The organism is Aquimarina latercula DSM 2041 (assembly GCF_000430645.1).
Classification (GTDB): domain Bacteria; phylum Bacteroidota; class Bacteroidia; order Flavobacteriales; family Flavobacteriaceae; genus Aquimarina; species Aquimarina latercula.
The window spans coordinates 317688-331978 of sequence record NZ_AUMK01000003.1; the positions used below are offsets into that span (position 1 = coordinate 317688).

General features: G+C 31.0%; 12 protein-coding genes. 5 read left to right on the forward strand and 7 right to left on the reverse strand.

The features are described from left to right. The first annotated feature begins 22 nt into the window (after window positions 1–22). From H526_RS0101535 to H526_RS0101545, 3 genes are all read left to right on the forward strand, one after another. Window positions 23–1138 carry an AMP-binding protein gene (locus tag H526_RS0101535; RefSeq protein WP_027391356.1) on the forward strand — a complete coding sequence of 372 codons (1116 nt, stop codon included), beginning with the start codon at window positions 23–25 and terminating at the stop codon, window positions 1136–1138. A gap of 105 nt (window positions 1139–1243) precedes the next feature. Beyond that, the gene (locus H526_RS0101540) at window positions 1244–3388 is read left to right on the forward strand and encodes a VWA domain-containing protein (protein WP_027391357.1); all 2145 of its coding nucleotides are present in this window, start codon (window positions 1244–1246) and stop codon (window positions 3386–3388) included. Window positions 3389–3485: 97 nt separating this feature from the next. Then, window positions 3486–4808: a M24 family metallopeptidase gene (locus tag H526_RS0101545; RefSeq protein WP_027391358.1), complete on the forward strand. Its 1323-nt coding sequence runs from the start codon at window positions 3486–3488 to the stop codon at window positions 4806–4808. Between the two features lie 52 nt (window positions 4809–4860). On the opposite strand, the gene H526_RS0101550 is transcribed toward H526_RS0101545, so the two are convergent. The 7 genes from H526_RS0101550 to H526_RS0101580 all read right to left on the reverse strand — a co-directional run bounded on the left by H526_RS0101550 (window position 4861) and on the right by H526_RS0101580 (window position 12177). After that, window positions 4861–5658, reverse strand: coding sequence for a hypothetical protein (locus H526_RS0101550; RefSeq protein ID WP_027391359.1), 798 nt, complete (start codon window positions 5656–5658; stop codon window positions 4861–4863). A 193-nt stretch (window positions 5659–5851) separates the two neighbouring features. Next, the gene (locus tag H526_RS0101555) at window positions 5852–6034 is read right to left on the reverse strand and encodes a hypothetical protein (protein WP_027391360.1); all 183 of its coding nucleotides are present in this window, start codon (window positions 6032–6034) and stop codon (window positions 5852–5854) included. A 130-nt stretch (window positions 6035–6164) separates the two neighbouring features. Next, on the reverse strand, window positions 6165–6365 hold the full coding sequence (locus H526_RS0101560) for a hypothetical protein (protein WP_027391361.1): 201 nt from the start codon (window positions 6363–6365) through the stop codon (window positions 6165–6167). A gap of 196 nt (window positions 6366–6561) precedes the next feature. Then, window positions 6562–7185, reverse strand: coding sequence for a hypothetical protein (locus H526_RS0101565; protein WP_027391362.1), 624 nt, complete (start codon window positions 7183–7185; stop codon window positions 6562–6564). Between the two features lie 217 nt (window positions 7186–7402). Next, window positions 7403–8557: a hypothetical protein gene (locus H526_RS0101570; RefSeq protein ID WP_027391363.1), complete on the reverse strand. Its 1155-nt coding sequence runs from the start codon at window positions 8555–8557 to the stop codon at window positions 7403–7405. Between the two features lie 113 nt (window positions 8558–8670). Continuing rightward, window positions 8671–10413 (reverse strand): helix-turn-helix domain-containing protein, encoded by a 1743-nt coding sequence (locus H526_RS0101575; RefSeq protein ID WP_027391364.1) that lies wholly within the window; start codon window positions 10411–10413, stop codon window positions 8671–8673. 135 nt (window positions 10414–10548) lie between these two features. After that, window positions 10549–12177, reverse strand: a complete 1629-nt coding sequence (locus H526_RS0101580) for an acyl-CoA carboxylase subunit beta (RefSeq protein WP_027391365.1) — start codon at window positions 12175–12177, stop codon at window positions 10549–10551. 266 nt (window positions 12178–12443) lie between these two features. Here H526_RS0101580 and H526_RS0101585 point away from each other — a divergent pair, with 266 nt between their 5' ends. Both H526_RS0101585 and H526_RS0101590 read left to right on the forward strand, forming a co-directional pair. Then, entirely contained in the window at window positions 12444–13850 is a 1407-nt protein-coding gene (locus H526_RS0101585) for a DNA/RNA non-specific endonuclease (RefSeq protein ID WP_027391366.1), read from the forward strand. A gap of 208 nt (window positions 13851–14058) precedes the next feature. After that, the gene (locus H526_RS0101590; protein ID WP_027391367.1) at window positions 14059–14241 is read left to right on the forward strand and encodes a CAL67264 family membrane protein; all 183 of its coding nucleotides are present in this window, start codon (window positions 14059–14061) and stop codon (window positions 14239–14241) included. The last annotated feature ends 50 nt before the right edge of the window (window positions 14242–14291 follow it).

The window sequence follows — 14291 nt, forward strand, 5'->3', positions numbered from 1 at the left end:
GTAATAAAATTGAAATTTGGGTATGCAAACAGAAGATACATTTTCTACACCTAAAATACATGACAATTTTAGTATTAATAAGCGATCTTTAGATAATTCTGGTCTGCAACGTATCGCCTATAGTTTTAAAAAAGACGGAGAGTTTTATGAACAAGAAGTGGGTAACTTTCTTCTGGATTGGTTAAATGATAAAGATTATATTGTAGTCAAAACTTCAGGTTCTACCGGAAAACCAAAGAAAATTAAAATTTACAAGCAGCATATGATAAATAGTGCCTTAGCTACGGGTGCTTTTTTTAAGGTAAAAGAAGATACAACTGCCTTGTTATGTTTACCGGCTACCTATATTGCTGGAAAAATGATGTTGGTTCGCGCTATGGTTTTGGGATGGAAAATTGATTTGGTTCCACCTAAAACAAATCCCTTGGATACTGTATATAAACAATATGATTTTTGTGCTATGGTTCCATTGCAATTAGATAATTCTATTAATAGATTACATCTGATAAAAAAATTAATTGTTGGTGGAGGAACCGTACCGGAAAATCTTAAAGAATTAGTGCAAGGGGTCAAAACTAAAATTTTCGAAACTTATGGAATGACCGAAACCATCACTCATGTTGCTGCAAGAAGAATTAACCCAAAAAAGAAAGATAAAAAAGATGCTAAATACTTTAAAGCATTACCAAATATAACACTTAGTACAGACGAAAGAAATTGTTTGATAATCAAAGCACCCCAGTTAAATGATAAAACAATCATCACAAATGATGTTGTAGAGCTTAAAACATACAAGAAGTTTAATTGGAAGGGACGTTATGATAATGTAATAAATAGTGGAGGAGTTAAATTATATCCAGAAGAGATAGAAACTAAACTTCAGTTATTAATTGGGCATCGATTTTTTATAGCAGCTGTTCCAGATGATGCTTTGGGTGATAAAGCAATTTTGATAGTGGAAAGGGATTATGATATTGTGGTAAAAGAAAATTTAGAAGATGCGATATCTAATTTAAAAGTTTTAAGTAAATATGAAGTCCCTAAAGAGATTCATTTCTTAGCTCAATTTATAGAAACGGATAATGGTAAAGTACAACGAACTAAGACGTTGGAACTTGTTCATAATAATCTATCCTAAATATATTACCAATTTCCCTAAGCTAAATCACCTTTTTACTCAATGTAGATTTTAATTAAGAATCTGTAGGAGTAGTTTTATTTCATAATTAAAACAATAATTATTATGAAACAACTACACTATTTTATGCTTTTGTTATTTACCGTTGGAATAACAATCGGCCAAGAACTAACAATTACAGGAACTGTTACGGATGCCAGCAATAATGATCCAATTCCTGGAGTAAATATAACTATTAAAGGAACGAATAAAGGAGCTCAAACTGATTTTGACGGGAGGTATTCAATTCAAACAAATATTGGAAATATTTTAACTTTTTCTTTTATCGGCTATGAAACTGAAGAAGTAAAAATAAAACAAGATAGTTCTATTGTCAATGTAGCTATGAGTATATCTCCCGCACAGCTAGAAGAAGTTGTAGTAACTGCACAAGGAATACAAAGAAAACGAAGTGTTTTAGGGTATGCAGTCTCTGCTGTTAGTAGTGAATCTATTAGTATGTCTAGAGCAGATAGAAGGAAAGCTAGAAGAGCAAGAAAACAATCAAAAGCTAATAAGTTAAATGGGAGAGTTTCTGGATTATCAATAACTAATAATGCGGGAAATACGAACTCTAATAATTCTATAAGAATAAGAGGAGCTAACAGTATTTCTAATACAAATCAACCTTTATATATTGTAGATGGTATACCTATAGATAAAAAAAATATAGGAAAGATTCAGAGTATAGATCCTAAAAACATTTCTAATGTAGAAGTTTTGAAAGATAAAACTGCAGCTTCATTATACGGTATAAGAGCAACTCATGGATGTGTTATAATTACTACGCACAAAGGGAATTATAAAATAGATAATAATGAATCATATGAAGAAATAGTAGAAAATAGTTTTGAAAAGGTAAATATGTCTCCGTTATCTACATTTTCTATAGATGTTGACAAAGCATCATACAGTAACGTTCGAAGAATGATTAATAGTGGTCAACAAATACCTGTAGATGCTGTTAAGATCGAAGAGATGATTAATTATTTTGAATATGACTATAAACAACCAACCAATGATCATCCATTCGCAATTCATACAGAATATGATAAAACTCCTTGGAATACCAAAACTCAATTGGTAAAAATAGGATTAAAAGGAAAAGAAATTCCGCAAGATGAAATTCCAGCCTCGAACTTGGTTTTTCTGCTTGATGTATCTGGTTCTATGAATCAAGCTAATAAATTACCATTACTAAAGAGAGCTTTTAAATTATTAGTAAATCAATTAAGAGAGAAAGATAAAGTGTCGATAGTGGTTTATGCTGGAGCCGCTGGAATGGTATTGAAACCGACATCTGGAGCTCATAAAAACGAAATCAATCGAGCATTAGATAATTTGAGTGCGGGAGGTTCTACAGCTGGAGGAGCAGGTATAGAACTTGCGTATAAAATTGCACAAGAAAATTTCATGAAGAATGGAAACAATCGCGTGATTCTTGCAACCGATGGAGATTTTAATGTAGGAATGAGTAGCGATGCGGATATGAAATCATTGATTGAAGAAAAGCGTAAATCTGGTGTATTCTTAACCTGTTTAGGTTTTGGGATGCACAATTATAAAGATAGTAAGTTAGAAACTCTGGCGGATAAAGGTAACGGGAACCATGCATATATTGATACTATGCAAGAAGCTCAAAGAGTATTAGGTAAAGAATTTGGAGGAACATTATATACCATTGCCAAAGATGTAAAGATACAAGTAGAGTTTAACCCTGGAAAAGTACAAGCATACCGCTTAATAGGTTACGAAAATAGATTATTAGCTGATGAAGATTTTGTGGATGATACAAAAGATGCAGGAGAATTAGGCAGTGGTCATACAGTTACTGCGCTATATGAAATCATACCAACAGGAGTTAAGAGTAACTATATTAAACATACACCAGATTTAAAGTATACAGATACTAAAATCACTAAAAATTATGGAGATGAGTTGTTAACCGTAAAATTTAGATATAAAAAACCACAAGGAAACAAAAGTATTGAAATGGTTCACGTGTTAAAAACAAATAAAAAGCAAGTTTCTAAAGATTTCAATTTTGCAGCATCTGTTGCTTGGTTTGGTATGAAAATTAGAAAGTCAAGATATATAACTAATAAAAATATCAATGATATTATAACAATTGCAGAAGAAAACAGATCTTTAGATCGTCAAGGTTACAGAGCAGAGTTTATTAGATTAATGAATAGTTATCAGACGCTTTAAAATTAGTTTTATTGTAATAGAAAAAGAGACATCCACAAAGCATTGCAGGTGTCTCTTTTTTGTAATACTTTTATTCGATATTAATGAACCCACACAAATGAAAAGATTTTTTATACTCCTATTACTAATTTTTACTACGATTTCTCAAGCACAAATTCTTCCAGAAAGAGATAGAGCAGAGGTAATTGATCAAATATTAGCAGATCGTTTTAATAAACTATTACCACAGTTAATGGATCAAACTGATTTTGATATGTGGATATTGATTTCGCGTGAGTATAATGAGGATCCAGTATTAAAGACCATGTTACCAGCAAAATGGCTTAATGCAAGAAGAAGAACTATATTGGTTTTTTATAGGGATAAAGAAAAAAACACAATTGAACACCTTGCTGTAGCTAGATATAATGTTGGTAAGTATATTGATTCTGCTTGGGATAAGGAAAAACAACCGGATCAGTGGAAGGCCCTTACAGATATTATTGCAAAAAGGGATCCCAAAAAGATTGGAATTAATTATTCTGAACATTTTGGAATTGTAGATGGTATAGTTAAAACAGATTATGAAGAATTTATAAAAGAGTTACCAGATACTTACAAGTCTAGAGTAACATCTGCAGAGAAATTAGCTATAGCATGGATAGAAACTAGGACTGAACAAGAAATGGAAATCTATAAAGAGTTAGTACAAATCACACATGATATTATCGGTGAAGCATTTAGTACTAAGGTTGTGAAACCAGGTAGCACAACAACCGATGACGTGGTTTGGTGGTTAAGACAAAAAGTAACAGATATGGGACTTAAAACGTGGTTTCATCCAACTGTAGATATCCAACGGGATAATGAAAAGTTAGAAGATCACATAGTTTCGTTCTCCAATAGACCAAATGATAAAATTATCAAACAAGGGGATCTGATTCATTGTGATTTTGGAATTACATATTTAAGGTTAAATACAGATTGTCAGCAACATGCATATATATTAAAAAATGGAGAAATGGCTCCACCTGAATTCTTGATTAAAGCATTTGCGGATGGTAATAGAGTTCAGGATATTTTTACTTCAAATTTTGAGACAGGGAAAACCGGAAATGAGATACTATTAAAATCTTTAGAAGAAGGTAGAGCAGAAGGATTAAAACCTGCCATTTATACACATCCTTTAGGATTGTATGGACATTCATCGGGTACAACTATTGGAATGTGGGATTCACAAGGCGGTGTTCCTTTTACTGGAGATTATCAGTTACACGAAAATACGGTATATGCTATAGAACTTAATACTACAGTAACATTATCGGAATGGAATAAAGATATTAGAATTATGTTAGAAGAAGCTGGCTTTTGGGGTAAAAATGGATTTAGGTATGTCAATAAAAGACAAGAAGAATTGATTACTATTCCGAAAAGGAAATAAAAAAAGGGAGTTCCATTATGAACTCCCTTTTCTTTTTATTTTGATTTATATTCTATAATTCAATCTCTTCAGTAGTTCCATCAGGATAGGTTACAAATGCTTTGTCGTCGCAAGTTCCATCTCCATAATTAATAGAAGCGATCAACGAATTTTTAGTCATTATTAGAGTACCTGTGGTAATATATCCACAACTAAAAGTACCTTCTAATGTAGGATCCGTTACTAGTGAATAGCTGTCAGGACCTAAGGTTACTATCCAACTACCACCAATAGAATAACTAGCATTTGCTGTCCCAAGACCACTGATTGTATACGTTTTTGTTCCTTGTTCAGAAGCTGTAGTTCCATCAGCCAATGTAATAGATAGGTCAGAGGTAACACTATATACAAAGTTACCACCATTAGTATCTAAGGAATAGGTAGTACTTTTGCTGCCATTAACAGAGTTTCCTGCAAAGGTTAAATTATCAAAAGTAATCGTTGTAGTAACGGTATTGTTTTCTATTACTACCATTACATTAATTGCTCCACTAATTGTTTCTCCATCCTCTGTAGTACAGTCGGCAAATGTCAGCGTGTATCCAGTATCAGTAATACTGAAATCTGCACATCCAGGTCTACTGAATTTTGAAGATAACTGCGCATTGGATCTATTCGTTGAGATATTATCCAAAGTCATGTTATCAATAAAGTTGGATATTTTTTCAACTTCTAAACTCTTCGTTACATCTTCTTGGGTAATATCAATAGATGCGGTGCTACTGTTGTCATCATCACTACAACTTATGATAAATAAACTGGCAAGTATAGCGATACTTAATACTTTAATTTTTAAAAATGATTTGTTCATTATTTTTGCTTTTGTTTATAAATATTCAACTTAATAATATAGGTTTTAGTATATCCTAAACAATATTTTAAGTATGATATAAACCTTATGTTAGCAAAATCAGATCTTAATTAAGGTGTCAAAATTTAGTTTATCGGATATTTAAAAGGCGATACCATTTGGTATCGCCTTAAGAATTTCTAAACAGAAAAAATTATGCTATTTGACACATACCCCAAAAACAAAAGAATTCTTCATGTTCAAATCCAGGAATAGAATTTAAAACATTACAATCAGCGCTGCTATAACAGCGCATTCCTGTATTTCCTCCGTTTACAGATTTTTGTTCTTGTTTGTTTAAAATTTGGGCGCCTTTTAGTTGCATTATTTTTTTCATCTTTTTATAATTTATTGATTTGTGTTTCAGTAAACGTTTTAAGACAGTTACTGTTTCTGTCCGTTACTTTTTATAAGCTTATAAATCTTTCCTGCTTAAGTATTATAAGTTCAAAAATGAATGTTATTATCTAAGAAAATGAACAGATAGCAAGCGTTATGGTATTTCCATTGATTATTTTTTCTACTCCACATTTTCCGGAACAACAATCACTATCATCGATGCATCTTCTAGCTACATTTTGACATTCATGAGTACCTCCTTTAATTGATATTTGATCTTCCTTTTTAATTGGAATGACTCCGTTTAGGTTTAAAATTTTATGAATCATGATGTAGTATTTAAAATTTGAATACGTTTAGAAAACATTTCCTTAATAAGAAACCTCTTAGTAATTGTAATTAGTCTAATTGCCCAAAATAACGTTCGAAAGAACAACTTACCCTTCATTTTATTTACCTATTCTTTCGATGGCTTTTTGGTTTTCGCTTCGATAAATCGATTATATAAATTGTATTAATTACAATTTATGGGCAATTTGGATTGCAAGGTGGATCTATTGGGTTTCCGTCTCCACTAGTATATGGTCTACGAACAGTTCTGCCATCAGCCCATTTTCCAGGATCTGGATTTACTACCCAAATACGTAATCCGTTACTGGCAAATTGACTTCGTTCATAAGCGGATGATAAACGCAGTGTAATGACTTGTTGTCCTTGAGCATTTGTTGTTAGTGTGCGGTTAGAACCTCTATAAGTTCCTATAATAGTAGAGCCTGTAGTAGTTCTAATATCTACATAAGAATTGTTATCAAAATTGGAACCCTTAATCCAAATACAATAATTATCATTACAACCAGCTCCTGCACTAATTATATTTGGAGTACCATTTCGTTTTACGATAGCACCATTATAACCTCCTGGGAATAAATTGGTAAAAGGGCAATTATTATTGTAGATGTATTCCTCTACAAAGTATCCGTTCGGGATACCATCTACAGAACATATAAAAAGATATTCTGGATTACTTTTATCACTAATTTCATTCTCTAAAAGCTCCTGTTCTTCTATAAAAGAATTATCTTCTTTCTCACAACTTTGAATTCCTATTAATAGAAATAGCACTGTTATTATTCTTAAATATTTTTTCATGTTTTTAATCTGTTTTTTTAAAATGATTTATGATTTGCCGGCCAGCTTATATTTGTAAAACTAGAGGTAAATCATTGATTATGAAAAAGAAGAAAAGTCAGTTTTATAAAATTGATGTTGTTTGTAAATAGTATAGCGATCAGGGTTTCTCTATTAATAAAAAAGCGACTTCTAATATTTAAGAAATCGCTTTTTAAATTTGGATGTTTTATTAAAACTATTCTTTTTTTATTATAGTCCCATAATATCTAATATCTCCAGTACTTTTATGTATAAATAAAGAATAATGGTAATTGCCAGAAGGTATTTTATTCTCATCCAAATAAGAAACTTCAAGATGATTTGCTTGCGCTGGAAATATATACCCCTTTTGATAAACTATATTACCTTTATTATCATAAATTTGAATGGAAACAGTACTAGTATAAGTTGAGTTTAAATAAAACCCAAAAGTAACTTTATCTCTAAATGGGTTTGGGTATACCTTTAGATTATTAGAGTTTAATTCGATAGATGGAATTTCATACGTGATTCTATTATTACTATCACCATCACTATATTCTAGAATATCTTTATCCTCATCTACAACTATGTTGATTTTACGTCCCACAATATCTTCATATGTGTAGGAATTGATAAATAATAGTGAATTTGTACTTTCATTGCCTTCAAGTGGCCTAATATTTGTTTTGCCTAGTAAAATTGACTTTTCATTTTCTGTATAATAATATCTAACTTCTGTAGATTCGTTGATATCATAATTTCTTGAATTTAATATTTGACTTTTTATATAGTATCCATCTATTATATATTGATTGAAAGGATTAATAACTTCTGCATGGGTAATTATGTAATCACCAAGCTCATCATATTTATAGATAGAAAATGGAATATTGACCTTATCAATTAAATCAATATAGTTCTCTGTTAGTTTTACATGAAATAGATAATCACCAGAATTCAGATAATATTTATCAAGATATATCGATCGACTATCTAATAAAACCCTTTCTTTTCCAATTTGATTAGATATTGCTCTAGTATCAGGATCTGGTCTTGTAGGCGGAATAATTATTGGATTAAGAGTTGTATTTATAAAATTAGGAGATACAGAAAGATGTATTTCTTTTTGCCCAGGTGGTCTGTAAAAACTGGAAGGGTAAATGCCAAATATGTTAATAATTATTTCTCCACCATATCTATGAAGTTTTAGTTCTTCTAGATCATCTTGATTAATGTGTATTTTTCCTGAACTAATATCAATGTTTATATCTAAAATTATTTCTCTGAAATCAAAATGACTTTGCGCAAAAGAATATGTAGAACAAATGATCAAAGAAAATACAACAGGTAGTAGAGTTTTATAGTTCATTTTTATCTCTTTAATTGGTTCATTGTAAAAATAAAGGTTGGGTATGTAGAACTAACTATAATATACTTTTATAAACGTCAATTTTATAAAATTGATCGAATTTCATCTTCAATTTAAGACTTTGTTCCCTTCTTTTCGTTGGTGTTAGTAATCTCAGCATTTACTTTTTTGATATAATAAGAATGACTAAGTCCTGTTTGTTTTTTAAAGGCAGATGCAAATGTATTTACGCTTCCATATCCTAGTTCGCCAGCAATAGCTTTAATGGTATATGACCTAAATTTAGGATCATTATTTAATCGATTTCTAAAATATTTAATCCTTAGCTCATTTATATATTCATTGAATGATTGTTTCCTATATTCATTAATTATTTTAGACAAATAGGTCGTATTGGTATCAATTTTCTTTGCTGTGTTATATAAATTACAATCAATCGTTAAGTAAAACTCTGTTTTTTCTAAAGCAGATAATTTTTGTAATAAATTTTCTATTTTTTTATCAGTGATAAATTCGTTTTTAGTAACTACTGGAATATCTTTTTCTGGAATAGATTCTTGTATTCTTTCTTTTTGTAATTCTTCGTAGAGGAGTTTGTTTTTTCGTTTGGTTTTGATATTGTATATCAACGCTGCGATAGCCAAGGTAAGTGCAAGAAGAAAACTGATTATATAAATAGTATTTTGTGATATTAGATCTTGGTTTTGTTCTTCTAAATTTTTTATATCGTAGTCATATAGTTTCTCTTGCGCACTATTTTCATTCTCATACAAAGATTCAATGATTTTATTGTATTCATTACTATACTTATATTGAAGATCTGTATCATTGAGTTTTTCTCCACATTTTTTTGCTAAATCTGAGGCTTCTCTTATTTTTTCAATTTCTAGATTCTCTTTAAGGTGTTCAAAATTTTCAAGCAGTAATTCTCTCGTTTTTTTATATTTTTCTTGTCCAAAAAAACAGGTTGCTATATGTAGATTCGCTGTAAAAAGATTGGGATCATTTTTTTTGTTTTCTTTTAATATATCAGATTTAGCAATAGTTAAATAAGAAAGTGCTTTATCATATTTTTTCTTTCCTATATTTGCTTCCCCAATATTAAGGTTAAAGCCAATAATATATGCTTTTAGATTATGTTCTTCGGCATATTGTAATCCTTTGTAATCATAATTTAGCGCTTCATTATAATTACCCTTTTTATAATAACATACTCCAATACCCTGGATAGTAGACAAGTACCTGGCGTCATGATTAGTGTCAGGTTTGTATGCTGGTTTTTGAAGTAATTCTAGGCCTTTTTGTAAAGACGTTAAGGCTTTTTCATTTTGATCTAATCGTATTCGTATTTGACCAATGCTTACTAAATTGTCAATTTCATATTGAGTAAGGTTATATTTTTTTATTACCTCTTTCATCAATAAGTATTTCTTAAGCGCATTTTCGCGATCTCTTTTATCTTGATACGCGGCTCCAGAAATAAATAATCCACGAACTATATAATCTCCATTATCTAATTTTTCACCAAGTTTTGTGGTATTAGCACTATATTCTATTGCTGAATCATATTTTTTATTTAGATATTTCGCATATGCTAAATAATAATTGCCCCAAAACTGAATTGTATCATTTTTTTCTTTGAGTCCTCTATCTAAGTAAATTTTATACCCTAATTCTGCTAGATCTAAATCTTTATTTAAAAGTTGAAATAGATATGACTCTATGGTATCCCTATTTTTTTCATTTAGAATAAATTCGGAATCATTGTTGGATATACTCTTTTCCTGAAAAGCAAATCCATCATAGAATATTAATAAGAGTATGGTGAATACTATAGGCGTGGTAAGAACTCTCATAGACTAAAAGATAATATACCTAAAAAGGAATTAAGATGTATTAAATTATTACTTTACAGTAATTGAGTTTTATTCAATTACTGTAAAGTAATTAGGACGTAATCAATATTGCAGTACAAATAAATTGTAGGTTTATTATACTTGTATCACTCCAAGATTAAAAGGTTTTTCGATAGGAGCGTGGTCAGCTGCTTCAATACCCATAGAAATCCATTTTCTAGTATCTAATGGATTAATAATTCCGTCTGTCCAGATTCTTGCTGCGGCATAATACGGAGAAATCTGCTTATCATAACGAGCTTTAATTTTATCAAATAAAGCCTTTTCATCTTCTTTAGAGAGTTCTTCTCCTTTTTTCTTTAAGGAGGCAGTCTCAATTTGCAATAATACTTTTGCCGCTTGAGCACCACCCATTACAGCAAGTTCGGCACTTGGCCAAGAACAGATTAAACGAGGATCATATGCTTTACCGCACATTGCATAATTACCAGCACCGTAAGAGTTACCAATAACTACCGTAAATTTTGGGACTACACTATTACTAACAGCATTTACCATTTTAGCGCCATCCTTTATAATACCACCGTGTTCACTTTTACTTCCTACCATAAATCCAGTAACGTCTTGTAAAAAAACTAAAGGAATTTTCTTTTGATTACAATTGGCAATAAACCGGGTAGCTTTATCTGCAGAGTCAGAGTAAATAACTCCTCCAAACTGCATTTCTCCTTTTTTATTTTTGACAATTTTACGTTGATTAGCAACAATACCTACAGCCCAACCATCAATACGCGCATAACCTGTAATTATTGTTTGACCATAACCAGATTTATATTCTTCAAAATCAGAATCATCCACTAATCTATGAATGATTTCCATCATGTCATACTGTTCATTTCTAGCTTTAGGTAATATACCATAAATATCATTCGGGTCCTTTTTTGGTTTTATAGATTTAACTCTATTGTATCCAGCTTTGTCAAAATCACCGATCTTAGAAACAATATTTTTTATAGTGTCAAGAGCATCTTTATCATCTTTAGATTTATAATCTGTAACTCCCGAAATTTCACAATGTGTAGTAGCTCCCCCTAATGTTTCATTATCGATACTTTCTCCAATAGCCGCTTTTACAAGGTAGCTACCAGCTAAGAAAATACTTCCTGTTTTATCCACAATTAAAGCTTCATCACTCATAATAGGCAAATATGCACCTCCTGCAACACAGCTTCCCATTACAGCCGAGATTTGAGTAATTCCCATACTACTCATTACTGCATTATTTCTGAAAATTCTACCAAAATGTTCTTTGTCAGGAAAAATTTCATCCTGCATAGGAAGATAAACTCCAGCACTATCTACTAAATAGATAATAGGTAATTTATTTTCAATAGCTATTTCTTGTGCTCTTAGATTCTTTTTACCAGTTATAGGAAACCAAGCACCGGCTTTTACTGTAGCATCATTAGCAACAACGATACATTGCTTACCACTTATATGGCCTATTTTAATTACAACTCCTCCACTTGGGCATCCACCGTGTTCTTCATACATTTCATCTCCTGCAAAAGCACCAATTTCTATGGCTTTGTCATCATCGTCTAGTAAATATTCGATTCTTTCTCTTGCAGTCATTTTACCCTTGGCGTGTAACTTTTCTATTCTCTTTTCTCCACCGCCTAATTTTACTTTTGCTAGTTTTTGACGTAACGCGGAGACCAGTAGTTTATTATGATCTTCGTTTTTATTGAAGTTTATATCCATTTGTGTGTATTGTATCTATTGTTTGCACGAAAATACAAAAAACAAGTAGTTTTTAAATCATTAAAATTTTCACCCAATTCATCAATTTTTTTTTTAGTGAAATGTTTAACAAATGTTAACAGATTTATGTAAAAGATTAAATTCTATAACATTTCTATAACAGTTTGCTAACTTTTGATTATCAGATATTTAACACTGTAAAGCTAGTTTTATGGATACATTAAATCCAACTATAAAAAATTACTAATCTATAATCAAATGCTACTATGAAATTATTGAAATTAAATTCGATTTTATACCTACTGTCTTTTGCTGTTTTTATAACAAGTTGTAATGTAGATGATGATAATCTTCATTCGGAAATAGAAACTAATCCTGTTTCTATAAGTGGAGAACTAAAAACTGAAACCTTTTTATATGATAATGAAGGACCACATGATTATAATCCAAATGGGAAAAGGCAAGATGGTTTTATAGAAACTTATGAGTCAGGTTCTAAATCAAGTTATGCAGGAGCAAGTGTTACTTTATCGTCAGGAGATTGGTATTTAAGTGATGCTTTATTAGGTGGTTTGTCAAATGACCGGAAATATGGATCTAAATCTGTGAGAATTCGAAATACAGGCTATGCAATCATGTCTTTTAATATGGATAATGGTGCCGAAACGATTAGAATTCGTCATGCAAAATATGGCAACGATGGTACATCTACATGGAGATTAATAGCTTCTTATGATAATGGTGCTTCTTGGTATTATATAGGTTCTACGGTAACAACAAATTCTACAACGCTAAACACTGTGGCCTTTGATGTGAATGAAACCGTAAGTGTTCGGTATGGAATTCAAAAAATTTCTGGAGGATCTAATAGAATAAATATTGATAATGTTGAAGTAGTGACTAGCTCTACTGGCGGTAATGCTGGAATAGATAGTAATATTACCTTCGGCAACCCTTCTAATGCTGGTACAAGTTCTACTAATTATTACCTTTCTAAACCCGATTTTTCTTTATCTTATAATAATAATACTGGAACTGCTAATTGGGTAAGTTGGCATCTAAGCAGTGCTTGGACCGGGAATACTCCAAGATGTAATTGTTTTAAAAGAGATAATGATTTACCAAGTAATTTTTTCAGAGCTACATCTAGTGATTATACAAACTCAGGTTTTGATAGAGGACATTTATGTCCATCTGCAGATCGCAATGGGTCAGAAGATTCTAATGAAAACACATATTACATGACTAATATTGCTCCTCAAGCTCCGGATAATAACCAGAGAAGTTGGGCCAATTTTGAAAATTATCTCCGGTCATTAACCTTAGAAGGTAATGAGGTTCATATTATTGCTGGTGTAGCAGGAAGCGGAGGAACGGGAAGAAATGGTTTTGCCTCTTCTATCGATGGGGGAAATATTACTGTTCCTGATTCTTTTTGGAAAGTTGCTTTGATTTTACCAAATGGTTCTAATGATATTAATAGAGTAACAACTTCTACTCGAGTTATTGCTATCAATGTGCCTAATGATCAAGGTATAAGTACTGATTGGACTCAGTTTAGAACATCGGTTAATTCTATCGAAAGTTTAACGGGATATGATCTCTTTGAGAATATTGACAATGCTATTGAGTCAGTAATTGAGTCGGTTGTAGATAATGGCCCTTCAAGTTAAGTAATAAATAGATTTATATTTAAAACAGGGACTTAATATTTTAGGTCCCTGTTTTTATAAAATCATTTCATAACTTATTGTTTAACAAATAGTAAAGTGTTTTTATCATCTAAGATCACTCCAAAATGTTATTTTTTGACGATAAAATACCGATATTTGTATGCTGTTTTTGATTTTTCATTAAGAACAGTTAACTAAATAACTTGCTATGGGAATGAATAAAAATACAGTATTAGCGTGGGCCACATTTATAATGATTTTGGTAGGACTTGGTTTAATAGCACTTGGAGCATTTAGATATAGAGATGTCTCTGGTTGGGGTTTTGCTGCTGTTGGAGTTGGTTTTTTAGCTAATGCTTGGGTATTTAATGCTTTAAAAGGTAGAGTATAATTATCCAAAATTCATTTGGATTACTAACAATATTATTAAAATAATTTATA